The sequence below is a fragment of the Pseudomonas sp. SJZ074 genome, assembly GCF_007828215.1.
Taxonomy (GTDB): Bacteria; Pseudomonadota; Gammaproteobacteria; order Pseudomonadales; family Pseudomonadaceae; genus Aquipseudomonas.
The window spans coordinates 33,201-49,934 of record NZ_VIUE01000034.1; the positions used below are offsets into that span (position 1 = coordinate 33,201).

At 60.2% G+C, this 16,734-nt stretch carries 13 protein-coding genes; 9 read left to right on the forward strand and 4 right to left on the reverse strand.

Translation table 11 applies throughout. The features are described from left to right. The first annotated feature begins 86 nt into the window (after window positions 1-86). Window positions 87-1,865, forward strand: a complete 1,779-nt coding sequence (locus FBX99_RS25395) for an ABC transporter transmembrane domain-containing protein (RefSeq protein ID WP_178112065.1) — start codon at window positions 87-89, stop codon at window positions 1,863-1,865. A gap of 421 nt (window positions 1,866-2,286) precedes the next feature. Here the strand turns inward: FBX99_RS25395 and FBX99_RS25400 are convergent, their stop codons facing one another. After that, complete coding sequence (locus FBX99_RS25400) at window positions 2,287-4,215, reverse strand: transglycosylase SLT domain-containing protein (RefSeq protein WP_144924174.1); 1,929 nt, start codon at window positions 4,213-4,215, stop codon at window positions 2,287-2,289. Window positions 4,216-4,429: 214 nt separating this feature from the next. Here FBX99_RS25400 and FBX99_RS25405 point away from each other — a divergent pair, with 214 nt between their 5' ends. Next, window positions 4,430-6,346: an ATP-binding cassette domain-containing protein gene (locus FBX99_RS25405; protein ID WP_144924171.1), complete on the forward strand. Its 1,917-nt coding sequence runs from the start codon at window positions 4,430-4,432 to the stop codon at window positions 6,344-6,346. Between the two features lie 147 nt (window positions 6,347-6,493). On the opposite strand, the gene FBX99_RS25410 is transcribed toward FBX99_RS25405, so the two are convergent. Next, entirely contained in the window at window positions 6,494-6,934 is a 441-nt protein-coding gene (locus FBX99_RS25410; protein ID WP_145133282.1) for a universal stress protein, read from the reverse strand. Window positions 6,935-7,036: 102 nt separating this feature from the next. Here FBX99_RS25410 and FBX99_RS25415 point away from each other — a divergent pair, with 102 nt between their 5' ends. The 7 genes from FBX99_RS25415 (at window position 7,037) to FBX99_RS25445 (ending at window position 15,490) form a co-directional block, all read left to right on the forward strand. Continuing rightward, the gene (locus FBX99_RS25415; protein ID WP_144924168.1) at window positions 7,037-7,474 is read left to right on the forward strand and encodes a hypothetical protein; all 438 of its coding nucleotides are present in this window, start codon (window positions 7,037-7,039) and stop codon (window positions 7,472-7,474) included. Window positions 7,475-7,961: 487 nt separating this feature from the next. Continuing rightward, window positions 7,962-10,109, forward strand: a complete 2,148-nt coding sequence (fadB, locus tag FBX99_RS25420) for a fatty acid oxidation complex subunit alpha FadB (RefSeq protein ID WP_144924165.1) — start codon at window positions 7,962-7,964, stop codon at window positions 10,107-10,109. A 30-nt stretch (window positions 10,110-10,139) separates the two neighbouring features. After that, the gene (gene fadA, locus FBX99_RS25425) at window positions 10,140-11,315 is read left to right on the forward strand and encodes an acetyl-CoA C-acyltransferase FadA (protein ID WP_144924162.1); all 1,176 of its coding nucleotides are present in this window, start codon (window positions 10,140-10,142) and stop codon (window positions 11,313-11,315) included. Window positions 11,316-11,421: 106 nt separating this feature from the next. Then, window positions 11,422-11,658, forward strand: coding sequence for a DUF1653 domain-containing protein (locus FBX99_RS25430; RefSeq protein ID WP_047703819.1), 237 nt, complete (start codon window positions 11,422-11,424; stop codon window positions 11,656-11,658). 115 nt (window positions 11,659-11,773) lie between these two features. Continuing rightward, window positions 11,774-14,386 carry a type I DNA topoisomerase gene (gene topA / locus FBX99_RS25435; protein ID WP_144924159.1) on the forward strand — a complete coding sequence of 871 codons (2,613 nt, stop codon included), beginning with the start codon at window positions 11,774-11,776 and terminating at the stop codon, window positions 14,384-14,386. A gap of 233 nt (window positions 14,387-14,619) precedes the next feature. After that, window positions 14,620-15,144 (forward strand): DUF6586 family protein, encoded by a 525-nt coding sequence (locus tag FBX99_RS25440; RefSeq protein WP_144924156.1) that lies wholly within the window; start codon window positions 14,620-14,622, stop codon window positions 15,142-15,144. A 106-nt stretch (window positions 15,145-15,250) separates the two neighbouring features. Next, window positions 15,251-15,490, forward strand: coding sequence for a hypothetical protein (locus FBX99_RS25445; RefSeq protein ID WP_024777916.1), 240 nt, complete (start codon window positions 15,251-15,253; stop codon window positions 15,488-15,490). 73 nt (window positions 15,491-15,563) lie between these two features. Here FBX99_RS25445 and sulA read toward each other — a convergent pair whose 3' ends face one another. Continuing rightward, a complete protein-coding gene (sulA, locus tag FBX99_RS25450; protein ID WP_047703816.1) occupies window positions 15,564-16,037 on the reverse strand; it encodes an SOS-induced cell division inhibitor SulA in 474 nt (157 codons plus the stop codon). Window positions 16,038-16,047: 10 nt separating this feature from the next. After that, window positions 16,048-16,656: a transcriptional repressor LexA gene (lexA, locus tag FBX99_RS25455; RefSeq protein ID WP_024777918.1), complete on the reverse strand. Its 609-nt coding sequence runs from the start codon at window positions 16,654-16,656 to the stop codon at window positions 16,048-16,050. Between the last annotated feature and the right edge of the window lie 78 nt (window positions 16,657-16,734).

The window sequence follows — 16,734 nt, forward strand, 5'->3', positions numbered from 1 at the left end:
CATATTTAACCTGACTCATTCTGATTCAAAGAGGTTGCGCCGCGCTTCGGTACTGTCGCCCCGTCCTTTTCCTGTTGCACTATCGGATGTTACTGATGCTTTCTTCCCGACATCGCCGCGTCATTGGCCTGGCCAGTGGTTTTATCGCTCCTTACCGCAAGCAGGTCGCCGGTGCATTGCTGGCGCTCATCGTCACGGCAGGTATCACCCTGTCCATGGGCCAGGGCATCCGGCTGCTGGTGGACCAGGGGTTCATGACCCGTTCTCCTCAGTTGTTGAACCAGTCCATCGGCTTGTTCATGGTGCTGGTGATAGGCCTGGCGATCGGGACCTTCTCCCGGTTCTACCTGGTGTCGTGGATTGGCGAGCGCGTGGTGGCCGATATCCGGCGACAGGTTTTCAACCATCTTGTGTATCTGCACCCGGGGTTCTACGAGAACAACCGCAGCTCGGAGATCCAGTCACGCCTGACCGCCGACACCACGTTGCTGCAATCGGTGATCGGTTCGTCCTTGTCGCTGTTTCTGCGCAACGCCCTGATGGTGATCGGCGGCATCGTGCTGTTGTTCGTCACCAACCCCAAGCTCACCAGCATCGTGGTGATTGCCCTGCCGCTGGTGTTGGCGCCGATCCTGGTGTTCGGGCGTCGGGTACGCAGCCTGTCCCGTCAGAGCCAGGACCGCATCGCCGATGTCGGCAGCTACGTTTCCGAAACCCTGGGCCAGATCAAGACCGTGCAGGCCTACAACCATCAGGTCCAGGATGAACAACGCTTTGCCGTCACGGTGGAGCGGGCGTTCGAGACCGCCCGCAAACGTATCGCCCAACGCGCCTGGCTGATCACCCTGGTGATCATGCTGGTGCTGGGAGCGGTGGGCGTGATGCTCTGGGTCGGGGGCATGGACGTGATCGCCGGGCGGATCTCCGGCGGCGAGCTGGCGGCGTTCGTGTTCTACAGTCTGATCGTCGGTAGCGCCTTCGGTACGCTGAGCGAGGTGATCGGCGAACTGCAGCGGGCCGCCGGCGCTGCCGAGCGTATCGCCGAGCTGTTGCGCTCGCAGAACATCATCCAACCACCGACCTCGGGCCTGGTGACGTTGCCGGAGCGGGTCCGGGGCGATCTGCGTCTTGAAGGCGTGCGGTTCTCCTATCCGTCCCGGCCGGAAAGCTTTGCGCTCGATGGCCTGGACTTGACGGTCAACGCCGGCGAAACCCTCGCCCTGGTCGGACCGTCCGGTGCGGGTAAGTCGACGGTGTATGACTTGCTATTGCGTTTCTACGACCCGGCCCAAGGCCGGATCCTCATAGACGATGTGCCGTTGAGCCTACTCGATCCCCTGGACCTGCGCCGTCATTTCGCCCTGGTTTCACAGAACCCGGCGCTGTTTTTCGGCACCGTGGAAGAAAATATCCGCTACGGCAATCCTGACGCGACCGCCGAGCAAGTGCGCGAAGCGGCCCGGATCGCCCATGCCCACGACTTCATCGAAAAGATGCCCGAGGGCTATCAGACCCACCTGGGCGACGGTGGCCTGGGGTTATCCGGCGGCCAACGCCAACGCCTGGCCATCGCCCGGGCGCTGTTGGTGGACGCGCCGATCCTGTTGCTGGACGAAGCCACCAGCGCCCTCGACGCGCAAAGCGAGCACCTGATCCAGCAAGCCCTGCCCGATCTGATGAAAAACCGCACCACCCTGGTCATCGCCCACCGCCTGGCCACGGTGAAAAACGCCGACCGGATCGCGGTGATGGATCAGGGCAGGGTGGTGGCGGTAGGTACGCATCAGGAGCTGGTTGCCAGCAATGAGCTGTATGCGCGGTTGGCGGCGTTGCAGTTCAACCAGCAAGGGGGGGTGGCTCAATGAGTGCTGTGCTGTAGTTGCTGAGCGCGGTGCTTGAGAAGGGGGTAATGAGCCGTGACCGATCTGGTAACCGACCCAGTAGCCAGACTGTTTCAAATATTGAGCAGCGACGCTTCACTGAAGATCAGTGAGCCGATCCAACCAGAGTCACCCAGCAGTCCGACGCAATGGTATCGTTTTACTTTGCTAGGCAAGCGGCCTTGGCACTGCTTGGCTGAGGCTTGTCGGTGCATACACATCCAATGTGTGGCTTGCTCGCGAACGCGGTGGGTCAGACCGGGTAATGTTGGATGTGCTGCCGTCTTCGCGAGCAAGCCCGCTCCCACAGGATCAAGTCACCGACAAAAATGCCCGCATCTTTCGATACGGGCAATTTCTCAGGTACAGCTTGCCGCTTGAAGCTCAATACTCGTCGCTGCTGCACTCACTGATCATCAAAATACCGCTCATGCCAGTCCACCAGCGGTTGCGGCGAGTTGAGTTTCTGGCCGTAGATCACCGAGTACGACAAGACGTTCTGTACGTATTGGCGGGTTTCGTCGAAGGGGATGCTTTCAACCCAGACGTCGAAGCTCAGGTGGTCGGCGCCGCGCAGCCACTGGCGTACGCGGCCGGGGCCGGCGTTGTAGGCGGCCGAGGCCAGGACGCGGTTGCCGTTGAACTGGCTGTGGACCTGGCTCAGGTACGCTGCGCCGAGCTCGATGTTCTTGTCCGGATCCAGCACTTGTTGGGGCGAAGCCAGGGGAATGCTGAACTTGCGCGCGGTTTCCTTGGCGGTACCGGGCATCAATTGCATCAGGCCGGCGGCACCCACGCCGGAGCGGGCGTCATCCATGAAGGCGCTCTCCTGGCGGGTGATCGCGAACACCCAGCTCGAATGCAGGCCACGGACCTTGGCTTGGCGCACCAGGGTATCGCGATGCGCCATCGGGAAACGGATGTCCAGGTCATCCCAGTACTTGGCCTGGCTGATGGTGCGGATGGCCGGGAAATACCACTTCAGGTCGTAGGCCAGCTTCGCCTGGGCGACCATTTCGTCGCGGTTGAAGTGCCGGCTGACGTGATACCACTCGCGGCGACCGTCGACGATCTGCCCGCGGGCATGGAACTCCAGGGCCCGGCGAATGCCCGGTGTGTTACGCACTTTATTGATCAGTGCCTGACTCAGCACCAGGGGCTTGTTGGCGAGCGAGTAGGGCGATTGTGAGCGGTCGGCGGCCAGGAAGCCATAGAAATCCCGCTCGCGGGCCAGGTGCTTGTAGAGCGTCAAGGCCTCGGGGTTCTGCGGTTGAGCCAGCTCCAGGCTGCGGGCCTGCCAGTAGCGCCAGCGGTTGGTGGTGGCCAGCGACTCGGGCAGGCGACGGGTCAGCTGATAGGCGTCGTCCCAGCGACCCAGGCGCAGCAGCAGGCGCAGGCGCCATTCCGAAACGGTGTCGTCCCGCAATTCCGGGTCATATTGGGTCATCACGTCGAGGGCGCGACTGTCGAAGCGCTTGGCCAGGGTCAGGCCGATCTCCCGGGCGATGGCGACTTTTTCGTCGCGGGAAAAATGCATGGTGCTGGCGTAGCCGTCCAGCAATGCCATGGCTTTGTCCGGATCCTGGCGGGCAAGGCGACGCAGGCCGAGGCTGACGATATCCGACATCGGCTCATCGGCCGGGACGAAGCGCGAGGGCTGGTTGAGCAGTTCGGGTTTTTGCGCCACGTCCACCAGCAACTTGCCGCGAGGGGCGAGGGTGACCAGGCCGCTGACCAGGCTGTTGGCCAGTGGATAGTTGCGAGCCTGGGCCGCCAGTTTGGCGCGCTCCCAGCGTTTGTGCTCGGTCAACTGGCCTTGGGAGGCCCACAGACCGAACAGCGCGTCGCAGGCCTCTGGTTGGGATTTACCGGTGAGCCAGAGTTTTTCGGTGTTGGCGTAGCCCTCGGCCTTGAGGCCATGGCTGAGCTGATACTGGGCGTTGAGGCAGTCCAGCTCGGTGAAGTTGAGCTTGGGGTCGTAGTATTTGACGAAGGTCGCCCAGTCGCCGCGCTCGGCCAGCCAGCGCAACCAGCGCAGCTTCATCCAGTTGGCCTGGGGCAGGTCACCGTGTTCAGCGAGGAATTTCTCGATTTCGGCGTTGCTCGCGCTCTTGAGGCGAGCGGTCAGTTCGTCGTAGGCCAGGTACGGTTCCAGCGGATAATCGCGCAGGGCCTGGCTATAGCGGAAATAAGGACCGGAATCACCTTTGGCCAAGGCTCGCTTGGCTTCATCGTAATACTGGCGCTGGGTGGAGATATCCACCGCTTGAGCGGTTTGAACGGCAGTGGCACACACGAAAAAACAAGACAAAACAGTAATAAGGCGACTGCGCATGAGACATCCGGGCAGAAAAAAACATGAAAAGCCCAAGGGGTAACCCAGGGTAACTGCCTGTAGCTTAGCCTTTTGCCAGCAACCGGCGAAAGCTTTGCGGGGGCGTCGGCGCAAGTTCGCAACATTTATTATGCAGAGTGCTTCAACGAAGAAAATGGCGGACCCCTGAAGTCTCATCTCAGGTAGAATGCGCGCCCGGTTTTTGGAGAAGCTCATGACCCTGCTCAAATTCAGCGATGTGTCCCTTGCTTTCGGCGCGATGCCGTTGTTGGACAAGGTGTCCTGGCAGATCGCCCGTGGTGAGCGGGTGTGCATCATCGGCCGCAACGGCACCGGCAAGTCCAGCATGATGAAGCTGGTCAAGGGCGACCAGAAGCCCGACGACGGCTCGGTCTGGCGTGCCCCCGGCCTGAAAATCGGTGAGTTGCCCCAGGAACTGCCGCTGGCCGACGAGCGGACGGTGTTCGATGTGGTTGCCGAGGGGCTGGACGGTGTCGGCGCGCTCTTGGCCGAATATCACCACCTGAGCCAGAACATCGTCACCGACGCCGACCTGGAAAAACTGATGCATGTGCAGCACGACCTCGAAGCCCGCGATGGCTGGCGTCTGCAGCAATTGGTCGACAGCACCCTGAGCCGCCTGCAACTGCCGGCCGACAAGACCCTCGCGGAGCTGTCCGGCGGCTGGCGTCGTCGCGTCCTGCTGGCCCAGGCACTGGTTTCCGAACCGGACCTGCTGCTGCTCGACGAACCGACCAACCACCTGGACATCGGCGCCATCGCCTGGCTTGAAGAAGCCTTGAGGGATTTCCAGGGGGCGGTGCTGTTCATCACCCACGACCGTTCCTTTCTGCAGAACCTGGCGACCCGCATCCTTGAGCTGGATCGTGGCGGCCTGATCGACTGGAACGGCGACTACGCCAGTTTCCTGGTGCACAAGGAAGCGGTCCTGGCGGCGGAAGAAACCGCCAACGCTTTGTTCGACAAGCGCCTGGCCCAGGAAGAGGTCTGGATCCGCCAGGGCATCAAGGCCCGTCGTACCCGTAACGAAGGTCGTGTACGCGCCCTCAAGGCCCTGCGTGTGGAGCGCAGCGAGCGTCGCGAGCGTACTGGCAAGGCTAATATCCAGCTGGAAACCGCTGAAAAATCCGGCAAGCAGGTGATGGTCCTGGAAAACGTCAGCTTCGCCCATCCCGGCGGGCCATTCCTGGTCAAGGACTTCTCCATGGTCCTGCAGCGCGGCGACCGCATTGGCCTGCTGGGTGCCAATGGCACCGGCAAGACCACCTTGCTCAAGCTGATGCTCGGCGGCCTGGTGCCGTCCAGCGGCAAGGTGGAAGAGGGGACGAAGATCGACGTCGCCTACTTTGACCAGTTGCGTCACCAACTGGACCTGGAAAAGACCGTGATCGACAACGTAGCCGAAGGCCGCGACTTCATCGAGATCGATGGCCAGAGCCGCCATGTATTGAGCTACCTCGGCGATTTCCTGTTCAGCCCTCAACGTGCCCGTACCCCGGTCAAGGCGTTGTCCGGTGGTGAGCGCGCCCGTCTGCTGCTGGCGAAGCTGTTCAGCAAACCGGCCAACCTGCTGGTGCTCGACGAGCCGACCAACGACCTGGACGTGGAAACCCTCGAACTGCTGGAGGAAGTGCTGCTGACCTTCAACGGCACCGTGCTGATGGTCAGCCACGACCGGGCATTCCTCGACAACGTGGTCACCAGCACCCTGGTATTCGAAGGCGAAGGTCGGGTTCGCGAATACGTCGGCGGGTATCAGGACTGGCTGCGCCAGGGCGGCTCGCCACGCCTCTTGGGCGTGACCGAGAGCAAGTCCGGCAAGGCCGACTTGAATTCGGCTGTGGTCAAGGCCGAGCCTGCTCCGGTAGCGGCCCCGGCCCCGGCCCCGGCCAAGAAGAAGCTCAGCTACAAGCTACAGCGTGAACTGGAAGCGTTGCCGGGTGATATCGATGCCAAGGAAGCGCAGATCGCCGCAGTGCAGGCCGAGATGGCCGATGCCGATTTCTACCAGCGACCGGCTGCGGAAACCGCCAAGGTGATAGCGCACCTGGAGCAGTTGCAGGCTGAGTTGGATGCACTGGTGGAGCGTTGGGCCGAGCTGGATGCCTGATCAGATGTTCAAGATCCCAGGGCACCAGAGGGCTTGAATTGAAATGAAGTCTAATGTGGGAGCGGGCTTGCTCGCGAAGGCGGTGTGGCAGTCGATTAGTAGGTGACTGTAATGCCGCTTTCGCGAGCAAGCCCGCTCCCACAATGGTTACGCACGCTTGACCAGGTGCACCGCCAGCACATCGCAAGGCGCGCCATGCAACACGTCGTTGGCGGTGGAACCCAGCAGCAACGCCAGTCCATGGCGTCCATGGCTGCCCACCACGATCAGGTCACAACCCTGTTCCTTGGCCAGGTGGTGGATCTCCTGACGCGGCTGGCCGTAGGTCAGGTGGCTGTTTTCCCGTTTCAAGTCCGGGTATTTCACGATCAGGCGGTCAAGGCGCTCCTTGGCCTGGTCGAATTGCTGTTGCTGCAGTTGGGAAAGGTCCATGGGTACATCGCCGCCAAAGGCCATGGCCATCGGTTCGACGATATGCACAAGTGACAATTTGGTCTCTCGGCCATCGCACAGGGCGCGAGCGCGTTTGATGACGGGATCGCATTCTTCAGTGAGGTCGACGGCGACCAGGATGTGTTTGTAGTACATGAAAAGCACTCCAGAGAATGGCGATACGGTTAAGTATGGCTGGTTTCAAGCGCATTGACGGCGACATGGGTCAATGGCTCATCAGAATTCGGGAGTACAGATATGACGGTCTGGATAGTGGTGTCAATCCTGCTGGTGGTATTTAGCCCCCTGGCATGGTTGCGGCCGTCCCGTGTACAGAGCGGTCGCATGGCCCTGCGCATGGAGGCCCGTCGCCTCGGCCTGGCCATGCAATTGGTGCCCCAGCAATGGCCGCACTGGCTCGATCCCCAGCCTCCAAACCCCTGCGCGCAGTACCATCGGCCCCGGCGCGGCAAGCAGCCGGTCTGTTGGAGTTACTGGCAAAGCGCACCGGGCGTCTGGGTCAATCAGTGGCGGGAAGTTTGCCAGGACGAGTCGTTGCTCGAGCATTTCCGGAAGCTGCCCGCCAACGTCTACAAGGTCGAAGCCGACCGGCAGATGATCACCCTGTACTGGGGCGAGAAGGGCGAAACCGCTGTTTTGCAGGATATTGCAGCGGTGCTCAAGGCCCTGGCCTGACCCATAAAAAAGCCCGACAGTCGCGTCGGGCGGGTTGGCCAGGCAGGCCGCAAACCAGTTCAATCCGGGCGTTCGTTCGTAACGCCCTCGCGCCAAGCCCTTCAGTAACGTATCCGCCAGCATAGCCGGTTGTAACCATCGCGCCCGGAATTAGGGCGACTTTTCTAATTATTGATCTTATGAATGTCTGCACATGCAGCGTTGTATTGCGGATCTGCAGGGTTACGGAAATGACCGTCAAGTCGCTTCCAGGGCCTTGTTTAGGGCGATTGACAATTGTCGGAAATTCCGTGAAGGTGACGTACCCAAATCAAACGGGCGTATGAATTGAGCGTTTGTATTTTCCGAACGTTCCTACAGAACCCCGACTATCGCGTTGACGGGTGTGCCTGGCGGATTGGCGTAGCATCGACGGTAACGTCAATGCCGAACCAGTGGTCAGCGTTCAACGTGTACTGTTCAGCTTCCATATCGTGGAGATCAGTTGATGATTTACGAAGGTAAAGCCATCACGGTTAAGGCTCTTGAAAGTGGCATCGTCGAACTGAAGTTCGATCTCAAGGGTGAGTCCGTCAACAAGTTCAACCGTCTAACCCTGAATGAATTGCGTCAGGCCGTGGACACTATCAAGGCAGACGCTTCGATCAAGGGTGTGATCGTCAGCAGCGGCAAGGACGTCTTCATTGTCGGTGCCGACATCACCGAATTCGTCGACAACTTCAAGCTGCCCGATGCCGAACTGATCGCTGGCAACCTCGAAGCCAACCGTATTTTCAGCGACTTCGAAGATCTCAACGTACCAACCGTCGCGGCCATCAACGGCATCGCCCTGGGTGGCGGCCTGGAAATGTGCCTGGCAGCGGATTATCGCGTCATGTCTTCCGCCGCCAAGATCGGCCTGCCGGAAGTCAAACTGGGCATCTACCCGGGTTTCGGCGGTACCGTGCGCCTGCCGCGCCTGATCGGTGTCGACAACGCCATCGAGTGGATTGCCGCCGGCAAGGAAAACCGTGCCGAAGACGCGCTGAAAGTCGGCGCCGTGGATGCGGTGGTCGAACCTGCCAAGCTCCAGGAAGCAGCTCTTGAGTTGATCAAGCGCGCCATCAGCGGCGAGTTCGACTACAAGGCCAAGCGTCAGCCGAAGCTGGAAAAACTCAAGCTCAACGCCATCGAGCAGATGATGGCTTTCGAAACCGCCAAGGGTTTCGTGGCCGGCCAGGCGGGCCCGAACTACCCGGCGCCGGTCGAAGCGATCAAGACCATCCAGAAAGCCGCGAACTTCGGTCGCGACAAGGCCCTGGAAGCCGAGGCCGCAGGCTTCGTCAAGCTGGCCAAGACCTCTGCTGCACAAAGCCTGATCGGTCTGTTCCTCAATGACCAGGAACTGAAGAAAAAGGCCAAGGCCTACGACGAAATCGCCCGTGACGTGAAGCAGGCCGCCGTGCTCGGCGCCGGCATCATGGGGGGCGGTATCGCCTACCAGTCGGCGTCCAAAGGCACGCCGATCCTGATGAAGGACATCAACGAACATGGCATCGAACAGGGCCTGGGCGAAGCCGCCAAGCTGCTGGTGGGGCGCGTCGACAAAGGTCGCATGACCGCGGCGAAGATGGCCGAAGTGCTCAACGGCATTCGTCCGACCCTGTCCTATGGCGATTTCGGCCATGTCGACCTGGTGGTCGAAGCGGTCGTCGAGAACCCGAAGGTCAAGCAGGCGGTCCTGGCTGAAGTCGAAGACAAAGTCAAAGAGGACACCATCCTCGCCTCGAACACCTCGACCATCTCCATTTCGCTGCTGGCCAAGGCCCTCAAACGTCCGGAAAACTTCGTCGGCATGCACTTCTTCAACCCGGTGCACATGATGCCGCTGGTGGAAGTGATCCGTGGCGAGAAGTCCAGCGAACAGGCGATTGCCACTACCGTGGCCTACGCCAAGAAAATGGGCAAGAACCCGATCGTCGTCAACGATTGCCCGGGCTTTTTGGTCAACCGCGTGCTGTTCCCGTACTTCGGCGGTTTCGCCAAGTTGGTCAGCGCTGGCGTGGATTTCGTGCGCATCGACAAGATCATGGAAAAGTTCGGCTGGCCGATGGGCCCGGCCTACCTGATGGACGTGGTTGGTATCGACACTGGCCATCACGGCCGCGATGTCATGGCTGAGGGCTTCCCGGACCGCATGAAGGACGACCGTCGTTCGGCTGTCGATGTGCTCTACGAAGCCAAGCGCCTGGGCCAGAAGAACGGCAAGGGCTTCTACGCCTACGAGACCGACAAGCGCGGCAAGCAGAAGAAAGTGGCCGATCCGTCGGTGCTGGAAGTGCTCAAGCCGATCGTCTACGAGCAACGCGAAGTCACTGACGAAGACATCATCAACTGGATGATGATCCCGCTGTGCCTCGAAACCGTGCGTTGCCTGGAAGATGGTATTGTCGAGACCGCCGCCGAAGCCGACATGGGTCTGGTCTACGGTATCGGCTTCCCTCCATTCCGTGGCGGTGCGCTGCGCTACATCGATTCGATCGGTGTGGCCGAGTTCGTTGCCCTGGCTGACCAGTACGCTGATCTGGGCGCGCTGTACCACCCCACCGCGAAGCTGCGTGAGATGGCCAAAAATGGCCAGAGCTTCTTCGGTTAAGCGCCCAACGACTAGAGCGAGAGAACATTTATGAGCTTGAATCCTAGAGACGTCGTGATTGTCGACTTCGGTCGTACGCCGATGGGCCGCTCCAAGGGCGGCATGCACCGCAATACCCGCGCCGAGGATATGTCGGCGCACCTGATCAGCAAACTGCTGGAACGCAACGTCAAGGTCGACCCGAACGAAGTCGAGGACGTGATCTGGGGCTGTGTGAACCAGACCCTGGAGCAGGGCTGGAACATCGCCCGCATGGCCTCGCTGATGACCCAGATCCCTCATACCGCGGCGGGTCAGACCGTCAGCCGCCTGTGCGGTTCGTCCATGAGCGCGCTGCACACCGCTGCCCAGGCGATCATGACCGGTAACGGCGATGTATTCGTCGTCGGCGGTGTCGAACACATGGGCCACGTGAGCATGATGCATGGCGTCGACCCGAACCCGCACATGTCGCTGTACGCGGCAAAAGCCTCGGGCATGATGGGCCTGACCGCAGAGATGCTTGGCAAGATGCACGGCATCTCCCGTGAACAGCAGGACGCCTTTGGCGTGCGTTCCCATCAACTGGCCCACAAGGCGACCGTGGAAGGCAAGTTCAAGGATGAGATCATCCCGATGCAGGGTTACGACGAGAACGGTTTCCTGAAACTGTTCGACTACGACGAAACCATTCGTCCGGAAACCACCCTCGAAAGCCTGGCGACCCTCAAGCCGGCCTTCAATCCGAAGGGTGGCACCGTGACGGCTGGTACTTCGTCGCAGATCACCGACGGGGCCTCGTGCATGATCGTGATGTCGGCCCAGCGTGCCCAGGACCTGGGCATCCAGCCGATGGCGGTGATCCGTTCCATGGCCGTGGCGGGTGTGGACCCGGCGATCATGGGCTATGGTCCAGTACCAGCTACGCAGAAAGCCTTGAAGCGTGCCGGCCTGAGTATTGCCGATATCGACTTCTTCGAGCTCAACGAAGCGTTCGCCGCGCAGGCCCTGCCCGTGCTGAAAGATCTGAAAGTGCTCGACAAGATGAACGAGAAGGTTAACCTGCACGGCGGTGCGATCGCCCTGGGTCACCCGTTCGGTTGCTCCGGTGCGCGTATCTCCGGCACGTTGCTGAACGTCATGAAACAGAACGGCGGCACTTTTGGCGTGTCCACCATGTGCATTGGCCTCGGCCAGGGCATCGCCACTGTCTTCGAACGCGTCTAAGCGTTGCGTCGATGGAAGCCGGGGCCAAGTGCCCCGGTTTTTGTTTTTCCGGGTTTAAAAGAAAATTTTGTTTTTATTTTGAAAAGATTTCAGTGAGGGCCGAAGCATGCCGATACAACCTGGGCTCTACCAGCATTACAAAGGTCCGCAGTACCGCGTGTTCAGCATTGCGCGGCATTCCGAAACCGAGGAAGAAGTGGTCTTCTATCAAGCCCTGTATGGCGATTACGGCTTTTGGGTGCGTCCCTTGAGCATGTTCCAGGAGTCCGTCGAGGTTGACGGCGAACAAGTGCCGCGCTTTGCTTTGGTGCAGGCCGAAGAGAGCATTTTCGCTAAGCCTTGAGGCCGACTTGCGGGCAACCCTGCGCTTGACCTCACCTTGCAGCCACTATATATAGCGGTGCCGCGTCAGGCGCCAACCGCCTTTCACTTTTTAGAATTCAGGAATTTTCTGATCCATGGGCAAATCGCTGGTCATTGTGGAATCCCCGGCTAAGGCCAAGACCATCAACAAGTATCTGGGCAACCAATACGTGGTGAAGTCGAGTATCGGCCATATCCGAGACCTGCCCACCAGCGGTTCGGCTAGCGCCAGCAAGGAGCCAGCCGCCAAGCGCGGCAAGGCGGCTGCTGGTGAAGCGCCGGCGCTGTCGGCAAAGGAAAAGGCGCGCAAGCAGCTGGTCTCACGCATGGGGGTCGATCCGGAACACGGCTGGAAAGCCAAGTACGAGATCCTCCCGGGCAAGGAAAAGGTCATCGAAGAACTGCGTCGGCTCGCCAAGGATGCCGACACCATCTATCTCGCGACGGACTTGGACCGCGAAGGGGAAGCCATTGCCTGGCACCTGCGCGAAGCCATTGGTGGCGATGACAGCCGCTACAAGCGGGTGGTGTTCAACGAAATCACCAAGAAGGCCATCCAGGAAGCGTTCTCCGAGCCGGGTGAACTGGACATCGACCGGGTCAATGCACAGCAGGCGCGTCGTTTCCTCGATCGCGTGGTTGGCTACATGGTTTCGCCATTGCTGTGGGCCAAGATTGCCCGTGGCCTGTCCGCCGGACGGGTGCAGTCGGTGGCGGTGAAGCTGGTGGTGGAGCGCGAGCGGGAGATCCGCGCGTTCATCCCTGAAGAATACTGGGAAGTCCATGCAGACCTTGGCACCGCCAAAGGCGCCAGCGTGCGCTTCGAAGTGGCTCGGGAAAAAGGCGAAGCCTTCAAGCCGCTGAACGAAGCCCAGGCCATGGCGGCCCTGGAGAAACTCAAGGCCTCCACATACAGCATCGTCAAGCGTGAAGACAAGCCGACCAGCAGCAAGCCATCGGCACCGTTCATCACGTCCACACTGCAGCAGGCCGCGAGCAACCGCCTGGGCTTCGGTGTGAAGAAAACCATGATGATGGCCCAGCGTCTTTATGAAGCTGGCTACATCACCTATATGCGTACCGACTCGACCAACCTCTCGGCCGATGCCGTGGCGATGGCGCGCACTTATATAGAAAGCGAGTTCGGCAAGAAGTACCTGCCGGACACGCCGAATGTCTATAGCAGCAAGGAAGGCGCACAAGAGGCTCACGAAGCGATCCGTCCTTCCGATGCCAACACCGAGCCGAGCAAGTTGTCGGGCATGGAACGCGATGCCGAGCGCCTTTACGAGCTGATCTGGCGCCAGTTCCTGGCTTGCCAGATGCTGCCGGCGCAGTATCTGTCCACCACCGTCAGTGTCGGTGCTGGGGATTTCGAGCTGCGCGCCAAGGGCCGCATTCTCAAGTTTGACGGTTACACCCGCGTCATGCCGCAGATCACCAAGCCTGGGGACGATGATGTCTTGCCGGACATGGCCCAGGGCGATGTGATGAAGCTGATCAAGCTCGATCCGACCCAGCATTTCACCAAGCCGCCGGCTCGTTACTCGGAAGCCAGCCTGGTCAAGGAAATGGAAAAACGCGGCATCGGTCGTCCTTCGACCTATGCGGCGATCATTTCGACCATCCAGGATCGCGGCTACGTGGCGCTGCACAACCGTCGCTTCTATTCGGAAAAGATGGGCGACATCGTGACCGAGCGGTTGTCCGAAAGCTTCTCGAATCTGATGGACTACGGCTTCACCGCCGGTATGGAAGAGCATCTCGACGATGTGGCCCAGGGTGAGCGGGACTGGAAGAACGTCCTCGATGAGTTCTATGGCGACTTCAAGAAAAAACTCGAAGTGGCCGAAAGCCCTGACAGTGGCATGCGGGCGAACCAACCGGTGATGACCGATATTCCTTGCCTGACCTGCGGTCGGCCGATGCAGATCCGTACGGCTTCCACCGGCGTCTTTCTGGGTTGCTCGGGCTACAGCCTGCCTCCCAAGGAACGCTGCAAGGCGACGGTCAACCTGGTGCCCGGCGATGAAATCGCCGCGGACGACGAGGGCGAGTCCGAATCCCTGGTGCTGCGTGGCAAGCATCGCTGCCCGATCTGCAGCACGGCGATGGATGCCTATCTGCTGGATGAAAAGCGCAAGCTGCACATCTGCGGTAACAACCCGGATTGCGCGGGTTACGAAATCGAAGAGGGCACCTATCGCATCAAGGGCTATGAAGGGCCGAGCCTTGAATGCGACAAGTGTGGCAGCGAGATGCAGCTCAAGACCGGCCGTTTCGGCAAATTCTTCGGTTGTACCAACCCGACCTGCAAGAACACGCGCAAGCTGCTCAGGAGTGGTGACGCCGCGCCGCCGAAGATGGACCCGGTGAAAATGCCGGAGCTCAAGTGCGAGAAGGTCAACGACACCTACATCCTGCGTGATGGTGCGTCCGGCCTGTTCCTTGCGGCCAGTCAGTTTCCGAAAAACCGCGAGACCCGCGCACCCTTGGTGATGGAACTCTTGCCGCACAAGGACGAGATCGATCCGAAGTACCATTTCCTCTGCGAAGCACCGCAGAAGGATCCGGACGGTCGCCCGGCGGTGATTCGCTACAGCCGCAAGACCAAGGAGCAGTACGTGCAGACCGAGGTCGACGGCAAGCCTACGGGCTGGAAGGCGTACTACGACGGCGGTAAATGGACGGTGGAAGACAAGCGCTGATTGGTAGTGCCTTCCTGGCAGGGGAGCAGTTTTGACGAGGGGCTTGCTGGGATGAGGGAGCTTGCTCCCGCTGGACGGCGCAGCCGTCCCCCGCTACGCCAAATGACAAAGGGCCGCATGACAACCTCGCAGGTTTTCATGCGGCCCTTTTTGTTTTTGGTTGCGGTGCCTTGGTTGATCCACGACACTGTCGCCCTTGCTTGAAGCTTTCATGTCGTTGGGAGAATGCCGTCATGGCTCACGAGCTCTATACCCGCACCAATCAGAAAATCTACTTCGCGGGCCTGTCGCTCGAAGCGCTCGCCAGGACCGAGGATGGGCGCGCGATGAACTCCCCGGCGCTGCTCCAGGCCGGACGGGAGTCGGCCCTGTTTCACCTGTACGGTGCGTTACTGGGCTTGTGCCATGAAATTGCCGGCTTCTATCGACTGCCCCTGGCGAGCACCCCGCGGGCCGAACTGCTTCTGACCCGGGAAGTGCTTCAGGATATTGCCATCCCGGAGCTGGCTGAAATGATCGAATTGGCTCAGAACCCGCAAACCTGGCTGGCCAAGTTGCTGGCAGCCTATGCGGCGTTGTTCCAGCCGCCACGAGCCCCTCGCAAGCCCAAGGGTGACGTGACCCAGCCGTTGATCGTAGCGGTCAATCTGGATGAAGAAGAGCCCGAGCAAGAGCTCAACCGGGAAGAGTTGGAGAGCTGGCGTCAGAACCTCAAGAGCCTGGCATTGCGCTTCCGTGAAGGGTTGAACGAGTGCTGAGTTTTCTTTCAGCCCAAGCCCCTCATTGATAACGCTTGGTCAAGATCCCGAGCGAAGCCTGGCCGATGACTATATAATCCTCGCCTTTCGTGGAGAACAGACTTTTATGCCAACGTCCTTTCTAGAAATTGTCGAACTTCCTGATGGCCGTATCGAGCTGCGCAGGGCTGAGGACGAGGGTTCCCTGGTGACTCTGAGCTTCTCCGAAGATGCCAAGGCATTCCTGCAAGGCCAACACGTCGAAGTCGCCAAGGCGATGCTGAGCGTAGGTGTCCAGATGGCCGGCCGCCTGGTTGAGGGCGAATTCAACAACAAGGAAGAAGAGGGACCGCGGGTTCTGCATTGATCCCGTTTGTCGGTTTCCCTGAAGTAGTGTTGTTGCCTGGCTTCCCTGTCCTGGAGAAGCCCCTGGGTTTGTCTTAGCCCAACCGAATGTTCAGGCTCTGTGCGTCCCCGGTACGAGCGGCGCTGATCAACTGTTGTCGTGCCGTTGAGCTCAACGGGTTGAGCCAGCTGACCACTGTATGGCTGCGACCCAGACGCAAGGCTTCGCATGTCAGCTGTTGAGCGCTTTGGGTGCCCCGTGGTTGCAGCAGCAGGATTCGCTCGCGATTAAGACCGGCGTCCCGCAACCAGGCCTGTGTGACACTGGCCGGCGGTGCGATCAGCGTCAACCAGCGGGCTTCCTGGTCCTGGCTCAGTTCCCGCAGGATCGGTGCCAGCAGATTCAGGCAGTTCCCGGCTGCACCACGCAGTGACAGTTCACTGAAGGCCTCGGGTTCGACGCCCCAGGGCGCTTCAATCACATCTTTCAGGACTGGAACCAGCGGCTGGGCCATGAAAGCCTCGAACAACGGAAGTTGTGTGTGCTGTGGTGTGTGGGGGAACTGCATAAAGCCTCCTTTAGCGGCGGATAACGCCGACGCTCAAGCCTTCGATGACGAGATCCTGTTCTTGCAGGTCCACCTCGATGGGCGCGAATTCAGGGTTCTCGGCAATCAGCCAGACCTTGCTGCCATCGCGCTTGAAGCGCTTGACGGTGACTTCGTCGCCGATGCGCGCCACCACGATCTGGCCGTTGCGAGCTTCGCGAGTGGTGTGTACCGCCAGCAGGTCGCCGTCGAAGATGCCGATGTCCTTCATGCTCATGCCGTGTACGCGAAGCAGGTAGTCGGCTCGTGGATGGAAAAAGGCAGGGTTGATGTTGCAGGACTCCTCGACATGCTGCTGGGCGAGGATCGGAGCACCCGCCGCCACACGGCCGATGATCGGTAGGGTGGTTTCGTCGGCCTTGGCTTCGAAACCGGGAATGCGAATGCCGCGGGATGCACCCGGGGTCATTTCAATCGCGCCCTTGCGGGCCAGTGCCTTGAGGTGTTCTTCAGCCGCATTGGGCGACTTGAAGCCCAGTTCCTGAGCGATTTCCGCGCGGGTCGGCGGATAGCCGTTGTCCTCGAGGCAGCGCTTGATGAAGGCCAGAATCTCTGCTTGGCGTGGCGTCAGCTTTAGCATATTGATCGCTCTGTCTTTTTATACAGTGACTGGGATTATATACAGTGAGCGCCGCTTGGCAATCCTCCTTTTTTCGCG